The organism is Spirosoma koreense (assembly GCF_054777875.1).
Window position 1 is genome coordinate 1 of the sequence record NZ_BAAHAC010000005.1, and the last position, 19,661, is coordinate 19,661.

Annotated in this window: 20 protein-coding genes and 2 rRNA genes; 10 read left to right on the forward strand and 12 right to left on the reverse strand. The window is 49.5% G+C overall.

The window, feature by feature from the left end; all coding sequences use genetic code 11:
- The 4 genes from ACYVC2_RS05740 to ACYVC2_RS05755 all read left to right on the forward strand — a co-directional run.
- Positions 1–104: ribosomal RNA gene (locus ACYVC2_RS05740) — 23S ribosomal RNA — on the forward strand; the annotation flags it as partial.
- 129 nt (positions 105–233) lie between these two features.
- A 5S ribosomal RNA gene (gene rrf, locus ACYVC2_RS05745) occupies positions 234–345 on the forward strand.
- 120 nt (positions 346–465) lie between these two features.
- Complete coding sequence (locus ACYVC2_RS05750; RefSeq protein WP_461101350.1) at positions 466–957, forward strand: (2Fe-2S)-binding protein; 492 nt, start codon at positions 466–468, stop codon at positions 955–957.
- A gap of 2 nt (positions 958–959) precedes the next feature.
- Entirely contained in the window at positions 960–3,122 is a 2,163-nt protein-coding gene (locus ACYVC2_RS05755; protein ID WP_461101351.1) for a xanthine dehydrogenase family protein molybdopterin-binding subunit, read from the forward strand.
- A 74-nt stretch (positions 3,123–3,196) separates the two neighbouring features.
- On the opposite strand, the gene ACYVC2_RS05760 is transcribed toward ACYVC2_RS05755, so the two are convergent.
- Complete coding sequence (locus ACYVC2_RS05760) at positions 3,197–3,559, reverse strand: hypothetical protein (protein ID WP_461101352.1); 363 nt, start codon at positions 3,557–3,559, stop codon at positions 3,197–3,199.
- A gap of 391 nt (positions 3,560–3,950) precedes the next feature.
- On the opposite strand from ACYVC2_RS05760, the gene ACYVC2_RS05765 reads away from it, so the two are divergent.
- Positions 3,951–4,460 carry a GreA/GreB family elongation factor gene (locus tag ACYVC2_RS05765; protein WP_461101353.1) on the forward strand — a complete coding sequence of 170 codons (510 nt, stop codon included), beginning with the start codon at positions 3,951–3,953 and terminating at the stop codon, positions 4,458–4,460.
- Positions 4,461–4,566: 106 nt separating this feature from the next.
- Positions 4,567–5,649 (forward strand): Gfo/Idh/MocA family oxidoreductase, encoded by a 1,083-nt coding sequence (locus tag ACYVC2_RS05770; RefSeq protein WP_461101354.1) that lies wholly within the window; start codon positions 4,567–4,569, stop codon positions 5,647–5,649.
- Between the two features lie 82 nt (positions 5,650–5,731).
- On the opposite strand, the gene ACYVC2_RS05775 is transcribed toward ACYVC2_RS05770, so the two are convergent.
- The 3 genes from ACYVC2_RS05775 to ACYVC2_RS05785 form a co-directional block, all read right to left on the reverse strand.
- On the reverse strand, positions 5,732–7,387 hold the full coding sequence (locus tag ACYVC2_RS05775; protein WP_461101355.1) for a D-alanine--D-alanine ligase family protein: 1,656 nt from the start codon (positions 7,385–7,387) through the stop codon (positions 5,732–5,734).
- Between the two features lie 183 nt (positions 7,388–7,570).
- Positions 7,571–7,837 carry a DUF433 domain-containing protein gene (locus ACYVC2_RS05780; RefSeq protein WP_461102292.1) on the reverse strand — a complete coding sequence of 89 codons (267 nt, stop codon included), beginning with the start codon at positions 7,835–7,837 and terminating at the stop codon, positions 7,571–7,573.
- 5 nt (positions 7,838–7,842) lie between these two features.
- Positions 7,843–8,109, reverse strand: coding sequence for a NifU family protein (locus tag ACYVC2_RS05785; RefSeq protein ID WP_461101356.1), 267 nt, complete (start codon positions 8,107–8,109; stop codon positions 7,843–7,845).
- Between the two features lie 353 nt (positions 8,110–8,462).
- On the opposite strand from ACYVC2_RS05785, the gene ACYVC2_RS05790 reads away from it, so the two are divergent.
- The 4 genes from ACYVC2_RS05790 (at position 8,463) to ACYVC2_RS05805 (ending at position 14,354) form a co-directional block, all read left to right on the forward strand.
- Positions 8,463–10,049, forward strand: a complete 1,587-nt coding sequence (locus ACYVC2_RS05790) for a glycoside hydrolase (RefSeq protein ID WP_461101357.1) — start codon at positions 8,463–8,465, stop codon at positions 10,047–10,049.
- 412 nt (positions 10,050–10,461) lie between these two features.
- Positions 10,462–10,800, forward strand: a complete 339-nt coding sequence (locus tag ACYVC2_RS05795) for a PadR family transcriptional regulator (protein WP_461101358.1) — start codon at positions 10,462–10,464, stop codon at positions 10,798–10,800.
- Positions 10,797–13,490 carry an ABC transporter permease gene (locus ACYVC2_RS05800; RefSeq protein WP_461101359.1) on the forward strand — a complete coding sequence of 898 codons (2,694 nt, stop codon included), beginning with the start codon at positions 10,797–10,799 and terminating at the stop codon, positions 13,488–13,490. Before ACYVC2_RS05795 ends, ACYVC2_RS05800 begins: the two co-directional genes overlap by 4 nt.
- A gap of 633 nt (positions 13,491–14,123) precedes the next feature.
- Entirely contained in the window at positions 14,124–14,354 is a 231-nt protein-coding gene (locus ACYVC2_RS05805; protein WP_461101360.1) for a hypothetical protein, read from the forward strand.
- Between the two features lie 57 nt (positions 14,355–14,411).
- Here ACYVC2_RS05805 and ACYVC2_RS05810 read toward each other — a convergent pair whose 3' ends face one another.
- From ACYVC2_RS05810 to ACYVC2_RS05845, 8 genes are all read right to left on the reverse strand, one after another.
- The gene (locus tag ACYVC2_RS05810; protein ID WP_461101361.1) at positions 14,412–15,515 is read right to left on the reverse strand and encodes an Mrp/NBP35 family ATP-binding protein; all 1,104 of its coding nucleotides are present in this window, start codon (positions 15,513–15,515) and stop codon (positions 14,412–14,414) included.
- A 61-nt stretch (positions 15,516–15,576) separates the two neighbouring features.
- Positions 15,577–16,575 (reverse strand): GSCFA domain-containing protein, encoded by a 999-nt coding sequence (locus tag ACYVC2_RS05815; RefSeq protein ID WP_461101362.1) that lies wholly within the window; start codon positions 16,573–16,575, stop codon positions 15,577–15,579.
- A 73-nt stretch (positions 16,576–16,648) separates the two neighbouring features.
- Complete coding sequence (locus ACYVC2_RS05820; RefSeq protein ID WP_461101363.1) at positions 16,649–17,041, reverse strand: Uma2 family endonuclease; 393 nt, start codon at positions 17,039–17,041, stop codon at positions 16,649–16,651.
- Positions 17,038–17,202, reverse strand: coding sequence for a hypothetical protein (locus ACYVC2_RS05825; protein ID WP_461101364.1), 165 nt, complete (start codon positions 17,200–17,202; stop codon positions 17,038–17,040). The genes ACYVC2_RS05820 and ACYVC2_RS05825 overlap by 4 nt, the downstream gene beginning before the upstream one ends.
- 199 nt (positions 17,203–17,401) lie before the next feature.
- Entirely contained in the window at positions 17,402–17,845 is a 444-nt protein-coding gene (rplI, locus tag ACYVC2_RS05830) for a 50S ribosomal protein L9 (protein ID WP_461101365.1), read from the reverse strand.
- A 79-nt stretch (positions 17,846–17,924) separates the two neighbouring features.
- Entirely contained in the window at positions 17,925–18,176 is a 252-nt protein-coding gene (gene rpsR, locus ACYVC2_RS05835; RefSeq protein ID WP_012925715.1) for a 30S ribosomal protein S18, read from the reverse strand.
- Positions 18,177–18,186: 10 nt separating this feature from the next.
- Positions 18,187–18,552: a 30S ribosomal protein S6 gene (rpsF, locus tag ACYVC2_RS05840; protein ID WP_461101366.1), complete on the reverse strand. Its 366-nt coding sequence runs from the start codon at positions 18,550–18,552 to the stop codon at positions 18,187–18,189.
- Positions 18,553–18,665: 113 nt separating this feature from the next.
- Positions 18,666–19,607 (reverse strand): hypothetical protein, encoded by a 942-nt coding sequence (locus ACYVC2_RS05845; protein ID WP_461101367.1) that lies wholly within the window; start codon positions 19,605–19,607, stop codon positions 18,666–18,668.
- Between the last annotated feature and the right edge of the window lie 54 nt (positions 19,608–19,661).

A 19,661-nucleotide genomic window follows, 5' to 3' on the forward strand; every position in this document is an offset into this window, starting at 1 on the left:
CCAATAAGAAGGGGTGTGGGAGACGACCACGTGGATAGGCGGCAGGTGGAGGTGCAGAGATGCATAGAGCTGAGCCGTACTAATGACCCCGAGAGTGAGTTGTTATTTTGTTTACGATAGATCGATGATTGGCCGGACGGATAGTCGGGTAGTGCCCGGTTTCTCTCTGTGGGAAAAAAGACTCACGAGCTATTAGAGATATTGAGAGGTTAGCTTCTCAGACGAGTCAACAGGTTGGTGCTGGTAAGGCGGGTGGACACCTCTCTCCATTTCGCACAGAGCCGTTAAGCCCCGTACTGCCGATGGTACTGCTGTCACAAGCGGGAGAGTAGGAAGGTGCCACCTGATGAGACCAAGGCCGGTGATCATTCGATCGCCGGCCTTTTTGCTTTTTTAATCATCCGCTTCAGTAGACTACCGCTGGCTTTTTCTTATATTAGCTACTCTTGGTCAACTCTCCAATCGATGGCTATCTTCAAACTACAAATTAACGGGCGCGACTACCAGGCCGATGTTGAGCCAGACACGCCTTTACTCTGGGTATTACGTGATTCGCTGGGTTTATTAGGCACAAAATATGGTTGTGGTATCGCGCAGTGCGGAGCCTGTACTGTACATTTAAATGGCGAAGCGACACGTTCCTGTGTGTTGCCGGTGTCGGCTGTCGGTAAATCGAAAGTAACGACAATCGAAGGATTATCGGCCGACGGAACTCATCCGGTTCAGCAAGCCTGGGATAAAGTAGATGTGGCGCAGTGTGGCTACTGCCAGGCTGGTCAGATCATGACGGCTGCAGCTCTGCTTAAACGCAATCCTAAACCGACGCAGGCTGAGATCGACGATACCATGACCGGTAATATCTGCCGTTGCGGGACCTATCATCGCATTCGGGAAGCGGTAAAACTGGCCGCTACGATTCCGGCTACAACGCCCACTAAAACGTCAAAAACCAAATAGTCATGCAGACGTTAGCGAATTCCAATCGGAGAAATTTTCTCAAAGTAGCCGCTGCGGCTGGGGGTGGTTTATTGCTGGGGTTTAACTGGACCGATTCGGAGGCTACTATACTTCCCATACCGGAAGCCGGAGCCTCTGCGCTGGCTGGTGTTGATTTTAATAGTTATCTATCGATCAACCCACAAGGCGTTATTACTATTTTATCTCCTAACCCAGAAGTGGGTCAGGGTATTAAAACCGCTTTTCCAATTATTGTGGCCGAAGAGCTGGATGCCGACTGGACTAAGGTCGTTGTTGAGCAGGCTCCGCTGGACACCAAAAAGTTTGAACGTCAGGTTGCCGGCGGAAGCGGTTCGATTCCGCATTCGTGGGAACGTCTGCGTAAAGCAGGGGCCACGGCGCGCCAGATGTTGGTAGAAGCAGCCGCGAAACAGTGGAACGTACCGGTAACCGAATGCACAACCGACAAAGGATTCGTCGTGCACACGACCAGCAAACGAAAGCTGAGCTATGGTGATCTGGCGACAGAAGCATCCAAATTAGCTGTTCCGACCGATGTCAAACTAAAGGAAGTTAAGGACTTCAAGCTGATAGGCAGCACGATTAAAAACGTCGACAATCCTAAAATTATCACGGGAAAACCGTTGTTCGGCTTAGATTTCTATCGGGATGGAATGCTGTTTGCTATGTTGCAAAGGCCTGCTTTTGGGTATAAATTAAAATCGTCGAACGCTGATGTCGTAAAAACGATGCCCGGTATTGTGAACGTGGTGACGTTTGATAACAATGTGGCGGTGGTTGGTAAGTCGACTTGGCAGGTCAAGAAGGCGAAAGACGCGCTGAAAATTGAGTGGGAGAAGGCCGACGCCCTTGAAAGTACAGCAGACCACAATCGCTTGTTCAAGGAAATGCTGGACAGCTCGAATGCCACGGTTCGCCGGAAGGATGGAGACGTTGACACAGCCTTCAAAAACGCGGCTAAAGTGGTTAAAGCTGAATATCAATGCCCCTTTCTGCCGCATAGCCCCCTGGAGCCCATGAACTTTTTTGCTCACGTGCGACCCGACGGAGCAGAATTGGTTGGTCCAACTCAAACACCCGAGCTAGCTCGTAACGAAACGGCTAAGTTATTGGGTATCTCGCCCGATAAAGTCTCCGTGCAACTGACCCGGATGGGCGGTGGTTTCGGGCGTCGGCTCAAAGCAGACTACGTCATCGAAGCGGTGCAGGTATCGAAACTGGTAAACGCGCCCGTTAAGCTGATCTGGACGCGGGAAGATGATATGACCGGAGGCAGCTATCGTCCAGCCGTGCGGTATCGGTTCGAAGCGGCTCTGGATGCGCAGGGTAACATGATCGGCTACAAACTACGGGGAGCCAGCATCAATGCAGGTAATTCGACGCGGGAAGATAATTTTCCGTCGGGTGCCGTCGACAACCTGCTGATTGATAGCGTAGATCATAAATCGCCGATCACGACGGGTCCCTGGCGGGCACCTATCACAAACTTTCTGGCCTTTGCCGAACAGGCGTTTATCGATGAAGTAGCACAGGCAGCGGGCAAAGATCCCGTACAGTTCCGCCTGGAGTTGCTGGACAAAGCCAAACAAAAGCCAGTTGGAGCTATTAAATACGATATCGACCGGATGAAGGGCGTTATTGAACTAGCCGCCGAAAAATCGGGCTGGGGCAAGCGAAAAGGAGCCGACGGAAAACTGGTTGCGCAGGGCTTCAGTGTTTATTTTTCGCACCGTTCTTACGTAGCACAGGTGGGCGAAGTGGTGATGCAGAAAGGCAAACCCGTCATACAAAAAGTGTATTCTGCCGCCGACTGCGGAGTTGTAGTAAACCAGAGCGGAGCGCAGCAACAGGTACGAGGTTGTATTGTCGACGGTATCGGTCATGCGATGTACGGGAATATTACCTTTAAAGACGGTGTACCGGAACAAAAGAATTTCAATGAATACCGGCTTATTCGGTTGAATGAAATTCCGGCGGAAGTGGAAGTACACTTCGTTCAGAACACGATCGAGCCAACGGGACTTGGTGAACCGTCTTTGCCGCCAGCGGGTGCCGCTATTGCCAACGCTATTTTTAAGGCAACGGGCAAACGACTGCGTAGTCAACCATTCGCTGTGCAGGACGAGCTAAAGGGATTATCGTAGCCTGATCAAATGAGGTGTGTAGAAATAAAAAAGACCAGACTTGATCTGGTCTTTTTTATTGGAGAATCGACTGCTTACAGCATCGCAACAACGCGATTGTTTTGCTGAACCGGTTTCGTCGATAAGGTCAACTGTTTACGAATGCTACCTTGCGCCGATTTAACCTCTAGTTCATACTGGCCATCCGCCAACTCATTCACGTTGAGTTTCACAGCATACTTAGCTTCTTTCTTGCTGATATTCTGCATGAAAAGAACCTGATGCGCTTCGTTGCGAAGGACAACTTCAACAGGTACCTCTGAGCTTTTCGCTACGGCGACCCGGATCTGGTTGTTGATCGTCACGTAGGCACTGGCATCGAAAGGCAACGTATTGGGCGTGGTCGGATTAGTTAAGGTAGAAGCGTTCAGCAGGAGGGTAGCGACTGCGGTGTTCATTAGGGAAAACATGGTTGTGTAATGTTTAGTGTGTTAAAAATGTTGTTTACTGGATACTGTACATGTGCCAAAGGTTGTGCCAAAACGAAAAACTATTGATAGTCAGCTAGTTAGTTTGTTGTCTTATCAGTTCGCCTGTCCGTAGTTGGACAACCCTTGTTCACTTGCGGACAAAAGTAATAGACCCGTCATCGTACTGAAATCAGGAGATTTACGAAGCGTAGTATTCAGGGTATAAACCGTAGGAAATTCGTCTTCAACTGTTTGCGTATGCGTAACAGGTTGACGTCCAGTAGATAATCGAATAAGCGAGATACGCCACCATAAGACGGGTAGCGCCGTTTTAAACAACTGCTGACAGGTGACGTTTTTGAATAAAACAAATACGACGATGAGCAGGGCTTTTCTGAAAAATGAGTCGGCAGATGACCCGGTGGTTATACCGGCGCGGGCTCCCTTACCACCCGCTACCACAAATTACGTTACTCCGCGGGGGCTCCGGTTGTTACATACCGAGCTGGATGAACTGGAAACCGAACGCGCTCAGGCACAGATCGATAGTGGTGACGAAACCGAACGGACACGCCGGTTAGCCGAACTGAATGGGCGCATTGCCAACCTTAATCAACGCATTGCCAGTGCCAAAGTGGTTGATACGCCCACCCAGGCCTCGGATGGCGTCCGGTTTGGGGCTACGGTCGACTTACGTAGCCTGACTAATAAAGCAGCGAAAACCATGCAGTTTACCATTGTTGGCGTAGATGAAGCCAATGCGAGCCAGGGTTTGATTGCTTTTACGGCACCCATCGCCCGGCTCTTACTCGGTAAGCACGTGGGCGAATCAATCTCCTTACGAACACCACAGGGAGAAAATAAACTGCAGATTACCCATATCCACTAGAGTAGTAAAAATGAACTCTCTTTTAACGCTGCCTGGGGAGAATGGTGTATTGTTTCGCTTCTGTAGCTAAGTTTACAAACCTTTTTATCTAGTGCTACCGAGTAATATGTCAATAACTTCTCAGCCCTTACGTGTGCTTGTTGTCGGCTGTGGCAACATGGGTTCTTCGCACGCCATCGCCTATAAAACCCTGGATGGATTCGACATCTGCGGGATCGTATCGACTGGAAACAGCAAAGTTGTGCTGAACGAACGATTGGGTGGTGGCTACCCGCTGTTCGATGAGTATGCCAAGGCCCTGGCCGACACTAAACCCGATGCTGTTTGTATTTCCACCTATCCGGATACTCATGAAGCGTTTGCCATCATGGCATTCGAACAGGGTTGCCATGTGTTCATCGAAAAACCGATTGCCGATACGGTCGAGGGAGCGAAGCGGGTGGTTGCTGCGGCTATAAAAGCAGGTAAAAAACTGGTGGTCGGCTACATTCTGCGGCATCATCCATCCTGGGAAAAATTTGTCGAAGTAGCCCGCGAAATGGGCAAACCGCTGGTTATGCGTATGAATCTGAACCAGCAAAGCCACGGAATGATGTGGACGGTCCATCGGAATCTGATGAAGAGCCTGAGCCCTATCGTCGATTGTGGTGTACACTACATCGATGTCATGTGTCAGATGACCCGCTCGAAACCCGTACAGGTAAACGCGATCGGCGCGCGGTTGACCAACGACATTCCCGCCGATAACTACAATTATGGACAGTTGCAGATTCGCTTTGAAGACGGGTCGGTGGGCTGGTACGAAGCGGGTTGGGGACCGATGATGAGCGAAACGGCGTTTTTTGTGAAAGACGTCATTGGACCCGATGGCTGCGTATCTATTGTGGCGAAAAATGCTGGAGGAACGGGCAAATCCGACAATGTAGATTCGCATACCAAGACAGAATCACTGCGTGTGCACCGGGCGGCTTTAGACGCAAACGACCAGTTTGTGCAGACCGATACCTGGATCGACATGCAGGATGAGCCAGATCACCAGGAACTGTGCAACCGCGAACAACGCTATTTCCTGAAAGCCATTCAGGAAGATATGGATCTGAGTGACCATATGCAGGATGCGGTCAATAGCCTTCAGATAGCCTTTGCCTGCGACGAATCGGTACGAACCGGCCAACCGGTTTTATTGTAAGAAATGAATAATGGATAATGTAAAATGAATGAGCTATAATTCGGTAGGTATTATTCATTTTACATTATCCATTATTCATTTCTTACACATAACGTTCCGTGACATGATGGGCGCGCTCGGTGGTTTCGACCAGTAACGGATGCCGGGGTTGCGTCAGCGCTGTTTCCAGCTCCTCGATTGTCTCCTTGAAGAGCAGATTGACCGGAATCTCATGCGACTCTTCTTTGCTTTTGATGTACATCAAAGATGGCCGCACCGCACCCGAAGCAGCTAACTCGTTGTATTGCTGTTTGGCAGCGGTAAACCCTTCATCGTCGATACCGAATGAGATTACGCGTTCGGGCAATGGATTTTGTTTCCGGTCGGCCAGTCTGTTATCAAGATTCGCTAGCAGTTGCTTCAGATGAAATGTATCCTTGCCCGTACGAATGCGTTCGTGCAAAGATTGGCGAATCAGGTAAGTCAGCGAATTGGTCAGATTGAGCCCGATCTCCGCCATCTGCTTAAAAATCAGCGAGGAAGGCGACATACCCGGAATCGTGTTCGGATCATGAAGCAGAACATCGCCAGCGGGCGTCAGGAAGCCGTCGATTCGGGCGTACACGTTGATACCCAGCCGAGAGAAAACGTCGGCCACTGCCAGTTGAATCTTTCGGTTGTTCTCTAAACTCGTCTCGACCGGAATGCGCTTCTTCGTGGTGTTAAGCTTATACTTCGATTCGAAATCGAAGCTGGTAACATTATAAATCTCGGTTGGGGGTAAAGCGATGGCGATCTGATCATCGTCCTGAATTACTCCACATGAGAACTCCTGGCCACTGATGAATTCCTCAAACAAAACGTCATCCTCCGCATTCACAGACGCCAGGGTAATGCCAGCACCCGGCTGGTTTGTAAGCGTATCGAGCTTTTCGATAAACTCTCTTGGATGGGCGATTATTTCCCCCGTTTGTTCAATGACAACCGGAAAGCTGATGCCGGAATCCAGACTGACCATTTTCTGAGCCAATTCCCGTTTCTCATCCGTGGAAAGAGTAGCCCATTCGCTCAACTTACTCCAGCCATCGGGTTGGATACTCGTGGTAAAAAAACACTGTTCGACCGCCCGACAGAACTGCGTCAGATCAGCCTCACGCACGATGGCAACGCCGATCGAGGAACCCTGATGCGGAGCTTTCACCACAATAGGTAGTCCCAGATGATTGATCAGCGACTGAAAAAACTGGGCCTTGTTGGCCTGCTCGTAGGCATTCCGACCGATCGTCGCCGTTTTCTTTCGCTGACCGTTTGCCAGCGCGATCAGTTCATTCTGCAGGATTTTATTGATACCCACCGCCGAACCCGCCAGCCCCGGCCCAGTATAGGGCATTTTATACCATTCGAGCAAACCCTGGATAGCACCATCTTCGCAATCGGGACCGTGCATGGCTAGAAAGGCCATATCGAAATGCTCCCGAAAGTGTTCGGGTCGAAGTTCAGGAAGCCATTGGTCAAGCGCTGTAGGAGCCACCGATTCGTCGTAGACCGAAAAACCGGAGTCATCCTGGGGCAACGCTTCGCGTAGCGACGGGGCTTGCAGAAACTCTGGTTCGACCAGCCGGAACCGCCCCCGCCCATCGACGAATACGAGCACGGGCTCAAATAAACCTTTGTCTAAATTGGCTAAGGCAGTTCGCCCACCCGCATAAGATACCTCACGCTCACGCGCCGGTCCACCGAAAAAAATGCCTATTTTCACAGAATTGAGGGACAGTCTATGGTGCAAAGAAACAAAAAAGCCGCTGGTCTGGAAACTAGCGGCTTACTTATTCAGGCTTTATTACAACGGCTCCTGGCGTTAGCTACAACTGTAAAATCTCAAGTAACTCTGGTATGACAGACTGTAGGATTGGATACGTATTTGTGTACGTATCAGGAACAATTACCGGTGTTGGGTATCTATTGAGATGTTGGCAGCCTCATAAATTGAATGGAGATTGCTTGATGTTAACAGGCGTTCGGCTATTTTTAGCGTTGGGATAACCTGTTCTTTTGATACTGTCGGGAAATCATCAAGAAATTCATCTGCTGAAATTCCTGGTTCCAGATGATCAAACAACGATTGGACCGGCACACGTGTCGCTTTAAACACAGGTGTGCCACCCATAACCTTTGGACTTGTTGAAATAACGTCTGGTAGTATAACCAGAAACCTTAAAAAGCAGGTGTTAAATTCACTGCTTCGACTTTCGCAATTTCGGGTACGGCTTTCAGAATGGCTTCTTCCAGGCCGCCTTTGAACGTCATGGTCGACATGGGGCAGGTACCGCACGAACCGATCAGTTCAAGCCGGACGGTTTTGTCTTCCGTCACTTCCAGTATTTTCACGTTCCCGCCGTCTGCCGCCAGATACGGACGCATGCTGTCGAGGGCTCGTTCTATTTTGGTAATCAGTTGGTCGCTATTCACTACCGGTTCCATTGACATATCGATTTACGGTAAATTGCCGCATTTGCCGTACTGCGTTGATTTCGAAGATATTATTCGAGTTTTCCTCCTGACGCAGCCTTTGCCCCAGCTTACATCTTCACTAGTTTAATAACGCAAGTTAATTAAAAAACAATCCCATTCCTTACCGATATAGTTATGCCTGGTTTCGGGGAGACATAATTTCTTGTCTGAACCACAACAGTATCCTACTGGCACGAATGCCGCCTATCGCTAAATTCGTTACTGATCACCTCATAAAGTAGCTGTTAATAAGGCTACCTCTGGCTTTTATGGTAAGTTTCGAGCATATTAACCGCTAAAGTCAACGACTACCCGACCCTTTTATGAGACTTCTTTCCATAACGACACTGCTTGTGCTTAGTCTACTGGCCAGCACAAGCCATCATGTAACCCAGTTACCGCCGGATAAACTATTGAATCAGCCGGTGACGGTCAATCTACGGGAAGAATTTCAGACAATTCACAGCTTTGGCGCATCCGACTGCTGGTCGGCAAAATTCATCGGAACCTGGAGCGACGAAGCCAAAAAGAACCAGATTGCCGATCTGTTATTTAGCCTGGATACGCTGCCGAATGGACAACCCAGAGGTATTGGTTTATCGCTGTGGCGGATGAATATTGGCGCAGGAAGCTATGAACAGAAAGACAGTAGTGCTATTGGGGATGAATGGCGACGGGAAGAGTGTTTTCTAACGCCCGATGGCCAGTATGATTGGAGCAAACAAGCCGGCAGTCAGTGGTTTTTGGGGGCGGCTCGCCAGCGGGGTGTTCGCTACACACTGGGCTTTACCAACTCGCCCCCCGTATCCATGACCCGGAATGGCAAAGCCTTTTCGCCAGGCGGGAAAGCCTTCAATCTCAAACCGACCGCGCTGGAGCCTTTCGCCGATTTTCTGACAACAGTGGCAGACCATTTCCACTTCGATTACCTAAGCCCCATCAATGAACCGCAATGGGACTGGACGGCAGGTAAAAATGGAAAAGCCGGGCAGGAAGGTTCACCCGCTCAGAATGCGGACATACTGGCCGTAACGAAGGCTTTATCCGGCAAACTGACTGCCCGCAATGCTAAAGCAATGGTTGTTATGGGCGAAGCCGGTCAACTGAATTACCTGTACGGACAAGGGGAGAGCGGCCGTGGCAATCAACTGGATTACTTTTTTGGCTCAACGCAGCCGACTACTCTCAGAACCCTGCCTAATGTAGCCCCGATCTGGGCTTATCATAGTTATTTCACCACTTGCCGGGATTCTGCTCTGGTGACTATCCGGCAACGAGCGGCTCAACGAGCGCAGTCGGTTGGGAATCCTCAACTCTGGCAAAGCGAATTCGGCGTTTTAGGCGACATCTGCGGGCAGTACAACGGTAGTCCCCGCCACACCGACATAGCGTACGGCCTGTACGTCGCCAAGGTTATTCATAACGATCTGACGGTTGCCCGTGTGACGTCCTGGCAGTGGTGGCTGGCGATCAATCCGTATAACTACAGTGATGGTCTGGTGTACATCAACGGCCCGGATGGTCAATATAAACAGCATGACCACGCCCGGCTGGATGGGCAGGTCCTCGATTCAAAACAACTCTGGGCATTTGGCAATTTTGCCCGTTTTGTCCGGCCCGGCATGCAGCGGATTGGGGTTCGTATTGGGGCGACCAGCAATCCGGTAGAAGAGGCTGGTCAGTGTATGATATCGGCTTATAAAGATGTCAGCCGGAAGCAGGTAGTACTGGTTTGTATCAACATGACTGATCGCCCGGCTTCTTTTCCCGTGCAGGGTTTGGCTCTTCGCAACAACCAGTTTGCCCGTTATGTGACAAGTGCGACAAAAACGCTGGAAAAAGCTATAGTTTCAGCCAATCAGCTCCAACTGGAACCAAGGTCCGTTACTACCCTGGTTGGGTATTACTGATGACCGACCGTGGCCGCATCGAACACCCGATAGATATTACTACCGCCTATCTGGCTGATTTCTCTTCGACAAAACCTGTTTTTGGTAGTGCATGGTCATAATAGGACCCGACTTTCTGATCTGTCCAGGCTTCATTCATGCGTTCGCCGATCCGACCACGATTTTTATCCGTACGGCTAATCCCGTGATATCGATGGCTATCAAGGCATACTACATAGTCAGTTGATTACTACGTTACCAAATTCCCGACGGAAAAAGCCATGTCGGTAGTAGGTTGTCCGGCTGTGAACAGCGCTTGTCCGCTTACGGACAGCCGGTAATGGCAAAATCACGTTCTATATCGCTGAAACAGCCATTTATGAACTTGGTCACTTATTTGCTATACAAATGAGTAGGATAAACATGTCAGTCGATGAAAGGTGCTCAATTAGGAGAATTTGAAGAGATCGTTCTACTAACCATCGCCCTGCTTTACGATGATGCCTACAGTGTAGCGGTCATGGAAGAGCTTAGCCATCGTCTGGAACGGCCCATGAGTTTGGGCGCTGTTCACCGAACCATGCAGCGCCTTGAGGAAAAAGGGCTGGTACTTTCCCGATTCGGTGAGTCGACAGCGGAGCGGGGCGGGCGTCGGAAACGTCTGTTTACCGTAACACCATTGGGCGAGCAGGTGTTGCAGGAAGCCCGGCGGATCCGTAATGAATTGTGGGCTGGTATTTCTAAAGCCGCTTTTGGCGGGAGCCCGGCATGAATCCGAACCAAACGAGCCACGAGCAGAGAAACGCTGCCCAACCACCCCGCTGGGCGCAACGCCTGCTGGAGCGCATTGCGGCCCCGCACTTACGCGAAGAGCTTCAGGGCGATCTGGATGAATTATTTTATAAACGAGTACAAGTCTATGGGTCTGCCAAAGCCCGTCGGCTGTATGTATGGGACCTGGTTCGGCTGGTGCACCCCAGGCTCTGGCAACATCAGGCTGACCCTTTGCTCAAGCCCCGTTATTCGAGATTTAGTGATGTTTCTAAACCCTCAACTTTTCAGCCAACCATGATTCGGAATTATTTAAAACTCGCTTTTCGCAACCTGGCCAAGTATAAAGGGTATTCAGCCATCAACATTGCCGGACTGGCGGTAGGCATGGCGGTGGCGATGCTCATTGGCATCTGGATACAGGATGAGGTATCAGCCAACAAACACCATAAGAACTACGAAACCCTCTATGAGGTCAAAATGCACCAAACTTTCGATGGACATCGGGGCACGCAGGACGCTATACCGTTTCCATTGGGCGAGGAGCTTAGAACTAAATACCCTGACTTTAAAGCGGTGGCAATGTATCAGCGATCGGAAGGGGGCCGTTCGTTGATGGTGGGTAATCAGAAGTTCGTCAAACAGGGCATTTTCATTGGCGAAGATGCCATAGATATGTTCTCATTAAGCATTCTGAATGGCGATAAAGCCCCCTTTAAGGAGCCTTACTCGATTGTCCTCACGGATGAAACCGCTCAGGCTATTTTCGGGGTTCAGAACCCAATAGGTAAGATCATTAGACTGGAAGATAAGGCCGATTTAAAAGTGACGGCCGTGGTGGCTAAACAACCGAAGAATGCTACGCTCCAATTCGAGTATCTACTCCCCTGGCGCTTGCAGGAGAAGCTGTATGACTGGGTAAAATACGCAAAAACGGATTGGCGGAATAACGACTTTGGCCTTTTCGTTCAACTCAAAGATGGCATCGATCCGGCGAAAACCAACGCTAAAATAAAAGATGTGGTGTTGGCCCACCAATCCAGTGACGCTACTATCAGAAAGCTCGTAAAGCCCGAGTTGTTCCTGCATCCAATGGCCAAATGGCGGCTTTATTCGGAGTTTAGCGATGGGAAAAATACGGGTGGTTTTATTAGATGCGTGTGGTTGTTCGGCATTTTTGGGGTGTTTATTCTAATCATCGCCTGTATTAATTTTATGAACCTCAGCACCGCCCGATCGGAGAAACGGGCTAGGGAAGTTGGGGTTCGGAAAGCGCTTGGCTCAGGCCGTCAGCAGTTGATCGGGCAGTTTTTAAGCGAATCGACCCTAATTGCGTGTATGGCCCTGGTGCTGGCTTTGGGCATTGTTCTGATCTCGATACCTTATTTCAATCGGCTAACCGAGAAGACGATGTCTATCGAATTGGCGAATCCCGTCTACTGGGTTATTATACTTCTTTTCACTGTATTTACGGGCCTATTAGCGGGTAGTTATCCGGCGCTTTATCTGTCATCGTTCAACCCGGTTAAGATTTTGAAAGGCGGAATCTATATCGGAAAAAATGCCTCGTTGCCGCGAAAAATCCTCGTGGTTGTCCAGTTTACGTTTTCTGTTGCGCTGATGATTGGTACCCTCATCATTTATCAGCAGATACAGCATGGTAAAAACCGACCCATTGGTTTTACGAAACAAGGACTTATTTCCGTCAATTCTTCGAAAGATTTGAATGACCACTATGAAGCGCTTCGAGCCGAGTTATTGGCGACGGGAGCCGTAGCCTCAGTTTGTCAGACGAATGCTCCACCTACACAATGGTGGAGTAACAACAGTGGCTGGAAATGGAAAGGAGCCACTCCCGACGATGCATCCGTCATTTTTACGACCTTGGCCACGAGTTATGACTATACCAAAACACTGGGAATCAAAATGCGGGAAGGACGCGATTTCTCGAGAGATTTCGTGACTGATTCCGCCGGTGTGCTTTTAAATGAAGCGGCTGTCAAACGCATGGGTTTGAAACATCCCGTTGGCGAAATACTGCGCTGGGCCGGGAAAGAGTGGACCGTCGTAGGGGTCATACCCAATATTGTAGTGGAATGGTCCCCGTACCGTGACGTAGCACCGATGACGATTCTGTTCGCTAAGAACTGGGTCAACTTTATCAACGTGCGCATAAACCCAGCGGTATCTCCTTCGGTAGCGATCGAGAAAATGACTCCGATCTTTAATAAGTACAATCCGATCTATCCGTTCGATTATAAGTTTGCCGACACGGAATACGCCAAAAAATTCAGCTATGAAGAACTCATTGGCAATCTTTCGGCCATTGTGTGCCTGCTGGCCATCTTCATTTCCTGCCTGGGCTTGTTTGGGCTGGCCTCCTTCATGGCCGAGCAGCGAACCAAAGAAATTGGCGTCCGTAAAGTGCTGGGAGCCAGTGTTGCTGATGTATGGGGCTTGTTGTCGAAAGACTTCGTTCAGCTCGTCGTAATTGCCTGTCTGATCGCGTCCCCCATTGCCTGGTACGCCATGAATCAATGGTTGGAAAACTACACGTATAAAATAACGATTGGTGCGGGCGTCTTCGTCGTTGTGCTGGGGCTGGCGTTGCTGATCACCTTGTTGACGGTTAGCTACCAGGCGCTCAAAGCCGCCTGGCTGGATCCCGTGAAGAGCTTACGAAGTGAATAGCCGCGAATTAGTCGGCAGAAAAATAGGGCTGACCGCTTATAACTTATACAGTTTCCTGAAAAGTGACCGTGAAATTAGTCGGTAAGTGGCGTTAAAATCCGTATTGACCCAAGTGGGTTATTTACAGGCGGTTACCTGTTGGGAAGGAGTGAAAATAAGCGATTTCAATAGTACCGCTCGATAGAATTTCTACTTAAGTAGCTAACCTCCTGGAAAGGTTTCAGTTCTATTGATAGAACTAATTCATGTCTTACTACGATGCGTCAGGAGTCGCAGATTCTATTGATGATAGCAGGGGGGCTACTCTGTTTTACTCTATACTGCCTGGCCCTGTTAGATTGGGCCCAGGATTTTAAAACCGGACTCTATGGGCGTAATCAGCCTGAAGCTGTCGTAGAAACAGCATCGCTACTTATCTACACATTTTTTGCCATTCGATTTGTTAGGGAAAAAGTAAAGTTTTTTTAGGCTTGGCAACGTAAGTTTTAAGACAGTTCTTAATGAGTTAATACGCATAAACCACCATTCACTTATGAAGTAAAGATGTACGCGGCTATCCTAATCATGCCTTGCCGGCCTGTGTTTATTGGGATAACCTTTGATGCTTTATGTTCACTAAAACACTTATCAGTTATGAAAAATGTAATGATTGCCTCGGTTATGGTTTTATTTTTCTCGGGTGCTTCAGTCGCACAGGATAACACGAAAAAAGTAGCCAAGATGGAAGCCAAAGAATTGAAACATGATGCTAAAATCGCCAAAAAAGAAGCAAAAATGGAGGGCGATTACGTAACAGCGGATAGTGCCAAAAAAGCAAAGCACACGGCTAAACTGGTGAAGAAATCAGTTAAGCAAACAAACTAGCGTTAATTTATCAAAGCAAAAAGGCCTTCATTCAGAAGGCCTTTTTGCTTTGATAAATTAAGCAACCTGAACACGCGCCGTCCGGTCGATGGTGGCATTGCGGATCGCTACCTGCTGAGCCAGGGCTTCGGCCGCCGATCGGAAAGCCTCTGTGGCCACCGGTTCGCCAGCACTGAAAGCCGGGCGACCTTCGTCGCCAGCCTCGCGGATACTCTGCACAAGCGGAATTTGCCCCAGCATAGGCACGTCAAATTGATCGGCAAGTAGCTGACCTCCCCCTTTGCCGAAGATGTAGTATTTGTGATCTGGAAGTTCGGCGGGCGTGAAATACGACATGTTCTCGATCACGCCCAGCACTGGCACGTTGATTTGCGGTTGCCGGAACATCGCCAGACCTTTTACCGCATCTGCCAGCGCAACTTTCTGGGGCGTCGTCACGATGATGGCCCCCGTAACCGGCACAGTTTGTACCAGCGTTAAGTGAATATCACCCGTACCTGGTGGCAGATCGATCAGCAGATAATCCAGCTCACCCCAGTCGGCGTCGGAAAAGAATTGTTGCAAAGCGCGCCCGGCCATCGTTCCGCGCCAGATAACCGCCTGGCCCGGATCGACCAACAAGCCCATCGACAGCATTTTCACTCCATACTGCCGAACTGGCTCCATGCGCGTCTGGCCATCTACCTGAAAAATGCGGGGTTGAATGTTTTCTGCCCCAAACATAGTAGGCATGGATGGCCCATAAATATCCGCGTCGATAACGCCTACCTTAGCGCCCGATTTGTGAAGAGCAATCGCCAGGTTGGCCGTTACCGTAGACTTGCCGACGCCCCCTTTGCCCGACGAAACCGCAATGATGTTTTTTACTCCCGGCAGCGTAGGCGTATTGTTGCGGGTCGACGTGACATCGGAGGTCATATCGACCGTTACCTGAATGTCCGCTCCGATGTGGGTATGAATCGCATCTTCGCACCGCTTCCGAATCACTTCTTTCAACGGACAGGCGGGCGTTGTCAGCACCACCGTAAAGCGAACGGAACCAATGCCCAGCGTTACATCCTTCACCATGTTCAGCGAAACGATATCACGCTTTAAATCAGGTTCCTCGACGGTACTTAGCGCCTTTAGAACAGCTTCTTTCGATAATCGGTAATCAGACATTCAGGAAATGAATAATGTATAATGAAAAATGTAAACGGCACGACCGATCAACAGCGGCCGCTTATGCATTGTGCAGTACGCAATTTTCTAAACGCCTTCGTACCTCTGCCAGTTCCGCCGATACATTCACCAGCCCGGACATATTTTCTAACTGGGTCAGCAACTTTGTCAGAAACTGCTGATGAGCCGGACTTTTATCCCCGTAAAGCGGCCGATGTGCCAGTGCTTTACGAATCTGACCCCAGTCCGTTACAAAACGCCGGAGGTTGGCGTCGAAAGCACTTTCGGCGAACTTTCCGAAAATATACTCGTGTGCCTGCTCGTTCGGGTGAATCAAATCGGCGTCGTAAAAACGGTAATCGCGCAGATCGTCCATCATCAGCTCGTAAGCCGGAAAATAGAAAATCCAGTTGGTCCAGGTCGTCAGTTCATGGGCGATAACCCGTAAGGTAGACTTGCTGACGCTGTTGAGCGGTAAAGTATCGCGCGTATGGCGCACGGGGCTGACCGTCAGCAAGAGCTTCAGGGCTGGGTTGGCTCGGTGCAGGGTTTTCACTAGTTTGTTCAAGTCATCGCGCAGATGATCGATCTGATAAAGGTATTTCTCGAACAGATTACCGGGCATTTTATGACAATTCGCCACTACTTTACCCGTTTCGATATGCCGGTACACGACGGCCGTGCCCAGCGTCAGCAGCAGAAAATCGGCCTGACGAATGGCACTGGCAGTCTGATTCAAACAATCGACGAGTTTATCGCGGAGTTCGGTCTGGCTGGTCGCCCAGAGTGACGAATGAAAGTCGTAGTGAAACCAGATTCCATCGCGCTCGATGTACAGGCTTTCGTCCGGGTGGGTGCCCTGGAGCGCCATAGTCAATACATTAGCAATCGAAATCGGATTGAAGAGTGTACCAAACGGATTGTTCAGCACATTCAGTTTATGGTCGGCAAGCCGACGCCCCATAACCTCAGCAAAGCACGAGCCAACGGTCACGATCCGGCTTTCCAGCCCAACCGGATTGGGAAGCGATTCAGGCAAAAATTCGGTATGAAACTGCATACTTTATCAACAGAAAAACGCACCGTTTAGGTCCGTCTACGAATAAAAAATGCATTACCTTAGTTGCTGATAATCAATCGATAAGCAGCGATGTTGGCGTTTCGTTGCTGGCCGTTTCATCAAACACAGCGGCCACCGGAATCCGAAATCCGGATACAGTTCCTGATTCGATTTCCTGGCTGATTCGGCAGGTGTTTCCGAGCGCAAAAGCCTGAACATCCTGGACCGGAAGATACTGCTCGATAAGTTGTTTATGAGGGTTTACAATCCAGTATTTCTGAACATTGTGAGCTGCATAATCGTCGAACTTGATTCTCCGGTCAATCTTTTCTGTGCTTTTTGAAAGGACTTCAGCGACCGGATCCGGGGCTGGGAATTGCATCATTTCGCCCGCAAATTCGCGGGACCGGTCGCTTCTCCAGAAACAGATGTCGGGCTCATAATCATTACGAGTAAGCGAAATCATCGCTTTTCAAAAGCCACCCGGCCTAACCGATGCTTGATAACGAATGTACTCATTAGCCGGTACAGATTGCCAACAGCCGCCCAATGCCGCTCTTTAGCCGGCGATTGCATAACAATAGCACCGTCGATGAATTCGGCTTTGGTCTTCATGAACCCACTCATAAAACTGCTGCCGTTGCCGGGCTTCGTCGCGCAGGGAAACCTCAGCCTGTTGCATCAGCAGCTTCAGATTCGGGGGCATCCAGCAATGGCTCTAAACCAAGCGCGGCCATTTGACGGGTTTGGTTTACCCAAATATAATAAAAAACCGACTGGCATCGTCCTCTGACGTACCAGTCGGTTTTGCTTGAAACCAGCTTGCTTATTCAGCCGCTACGACTTCAAATTTCACTTTATGTTTGACGTCTTTATGCAGGTCGAGCGAGGCCTCGTACGTACCCAGGGTTTTGACGTCTTCAACTGTAATCTTTTTACGGTCAATATCGAAGCCCTTCTCCCGCAGGGCCTCAGCTACCTGGGTGTTGGTAACCCGACCGAAAATCTTGCCGCTATCCCCCGCTTTCGCCGGGATCGTCAGGGTCATATCACCGATGCCATCGGCGATGTTCTGTGCTTCGGTTTTGATTTTTTCGGCTTTGTGAGCAGCCTGACGTATGTTTTCAGCAACGATCTTCTTGTTCGAATCGGTTGCCATAACGGCAAATCCCTGTGGAATCAGGTAATTACGACCGTAACCGGGCTTTACCTTGACGGTATCGTTTTTATAGCCCAGGCCGGCGATATCAGTTTTTAGAATGATGTCCATTTTTTTAAAAGAGTTTACAGTTTACAATGGCTAGTTTTCAGTTGAGTCTATCGAACACACTGAAACCGCAGCCTGTAAACTATTTTAAAGAATCGCCTACGTAGGGAAGAATAGCCAGATGCCGAGCGCGTTTGACAGCCTGGGCCACTTTGCGCTGGTTTTTGAGGCTTGTACCCGTTAACCGGCGGGGCAGAATTTTGCCCTGCTCGTTCAACAACTTCAGCAGGAAGTTGCCGTCTTTGTAGTCGATGTATTTGATGCCGGCTTTCTTGAAGCGGTCGTATTTTTTACGGTTCTCGGTTTTCGAGACGGATTCGTTTTGCAGACTCATGATGTCGGGCCTATCCGGCGTTTTCGGTTTGTTTTTTCTTACCCACTAAGCCATTCCGTTTGCGATCGTTGTACGCAACAGCGTGTTTATCGAGCGCAATGGTCAAATGACGGATGATGCGTTCATCCCGCAGATACTCCGTATTGAGTTTCTCGATGGCCGTTCCCGGAGCCTTAAACTCGAAGAGCTGATAGTACCCTGTATTCTTGTGCTGGATCGGATAGGCCAGCTTGCGCAGACCCATGTTTTCTTCGTGAACAAGCTCCGCCCCATTATCGGTCAGCACTTTACGGAACTTGTCAACGGCGTCCTTCATCTGAGCATCAGATAAAACGGGAGTTAAAATGAACACCGTTTCGTAGTTATTAAGAAACATTTTCTTGTAATTGGTTTGAAATGAGGCCGCAAAGGTAGATAAAAAAAAGCATAGGGCAAAGAGCATGGGCTAAAAATGATATAACGTTTTCAACCTTTGCCCCAAGCCCTCTGCTATTTGATTGTGAACTCGCCTTCGCCAATACGGAAGCCTTCACAATAAATTTCGACGTTGTAATGCCCTTCGTTGAAGCGCTGGCCACCCCGACCGTAGACAAAATCGACCCGCTGGCGATTATTGGTGAAGGTAAAGCGTTGCATAGCCGTATAAATCATGCCCTGATTGTTGTACGTGAATTCGCCGGAACCCGTTGCCATATCGGAGATAACCGCCCCGCTGGGGTCCAGAATGCGCAGGTACAATTCTTTTTCGTCCTGCTTAGCCAGTCCGTTGGGCGCTAACAGCACCGAAACGTGCACTTTGTCCGTTCGTTTGGCTTTATACGTGCCGCCATCGGTTTCTTTGCCCTTAGCGTTGACGCCGTTTACCGTAACGGTTTCGGCCCGCAGCGCAGCAGCTATAGTTACTTTTTCCGCCAGATCTTTGTTGACAGCGGCTACCGAAGCCACTGAATCGCTCAGGCTCTGCCGTTCGGTTTTAAGGCTGCTGTTTTCGCGGCTTAGCGAATCATTTCGAACCGTCAGAACCCCGTTTTCTTCTTTCAAACGGGCAATCTCCTCGTCTTTCTGCGCCAGCAGCGATTCGTAGTTGCGAATTTTCTGATTGTATTTTTTGCTGTCGAAGGACGTTACGTTCCTCAGCTCACGTTTGTCTTTTTCGAGCTGCACTTTCACGCGCATCAGCGAATCGACACTACCGCCCAATCGCTGAATCTCGGCAATTTTCGCGTCGAGCTGGGCCGAAATCGAGTCGAGCTTGGTTTTCGCTGCGAGAACTTCTTCGGTTTTGGCGGCAATGGTGGCGTCTTTGGTTTTGTTGTCCTGTCGCTCCTGGTAATAGAAATAAAGCAGCAATACGTTTAATGCGGCAAGAATCAATAAGGCTACTAATAAATAACTGCGGCTGTTGTTTTGAGGCTGGGGTCGGGGTTCCATGGGGTTCATACCGGGGTAATAAGTTGTGGCTTAAATTGTTTTCAAAACCAGCGA

Bases quoted from the DNA above. Each gene is read 5' to 3' on its own strand.
- ACYVC2_RS05750 (WP_461101350.1), top strand. From the start codon at position 466: ATGGCTATCTTCAAACTACAAATTAACGGGCGCGACTACCAGGCCGAT.
- ACYVC2_RS05755 (WP_461101351.1), top strand. From the start codon at position 960: ATGCAGACGTTAGCGAATTCCAATCGGAGAAATTTTCTCAAAGTAGCC.
- ACYVC2_RS05760 (WP_461101352.1), bottom strand. From the start codon at position 3,559: ATGAACACCGCAGTCGCTACCCTCCTGCTGAACGCTTCTACCTTAACT.
- ACYVC2_RS05765 (WP_461101353.1), top strand. From the start codon at position 3,951: ATGAGCAGGGCTTTTCTGAAAAATGAGTCGGCAGATGACCCGGTGGTT.
- ACYVC2_RS05770 (WP_461101354.1), top strand. From the start codon at position 4,567: ATGTCAATAACTTCTCAGCCCTTACGTGTGCTTGTTGTCGGCTGTGGC.
- ACYVC2_RS05785 (WP_461101356.1), bottom strand. From the start codon at position 8,109: ATGGAACCGGTAGTGAATAGCGACCAACTGATTACCAAAATAGAACGA.
- ACYVC2_RS05790 (WP_461101357.1), top strand. From the start codon at position 8,463: ATGAGACTTCTTTCCATAACGACACTGCTTGTGCTTAGTCTACTGGCC.
- ACYVC2_RS05795 (WP_461101358.1), top strand. From the start codon at position 10,462: ATGAAAGGTGCTCAATTAGGAGAATTTGAAGAGATCGTTCTACTAACC.
- ACYVC2_RS05800 (WP_461101359.1), top strand. From the start codon at position 10,797: ATGAATCCGAACCAAACGAGCCACGAGCAGAGAAACGCTGCCCAACCA.
- ACYVC2_RS05805 (WP_461101360.1), top strand. From the start codon at position 14,124: ATGAAAAATGTAATGATTGCCTCGGTTATGGTTTTATTTTTCTCGGGT.
- ACYVC2_RS05810 (WP_461101361.1), bottom strand. From the start codon at position 15,515: ATGTCTGATTACCGATTATCGAAAGAAGCTGTTCTAAAGGCGCTAAGT.
- ACYVC2_RS05815 (WP_461101362.1), bottom strand. From the start codon at position 16,575: ATGCAGTTTCATACCGAATTTTTGCCTGAATCGCTTCCCAATCCGGTT.
- ACYVC2_RS05820 (WP_461101363.1), bottom strand. From the start codon at position 17,041: ATGATTTCGCTTACTCGTAATGATTATGAGCCCGACATCTGTTTCTGG.
- ACYVC2_RS05825 (WP_461101364.1), bottom strand. From the start codon at position 17,202: ATGAGTGGGTTCATGAAGACCAAAGCCGAATTCATCGACGGTGCTATT.
- rplI (WP_461101365.1), bottom strand. From the start codon at position 17,845: ATGGACATCATTCTAAAAACTGATATCGCCGGCCTGGGCTATAAAAAC.
- rpsR (WP_012925715.1), bottom strand. From the start codon at position 18,176: ATGAGTCTGCAAAACGAATCCGTCTCGAAAACCGAGAACCGTAAAAAA.
- rpsF (WP_461101366.1), bottom strand. From the start codon at position 18,552: ATGTTTCTTAATAACTACGAAACGGTGTTCATTTTAACTCCCGTTTTA.
- ACYVC2_RS05845 (WP_461101367.1), bottom strand. From the start codon at position 19,607: ATGGAACCCCGACCCCAGCCTCAAAACAACAGCCGCAGTTATTTATTA.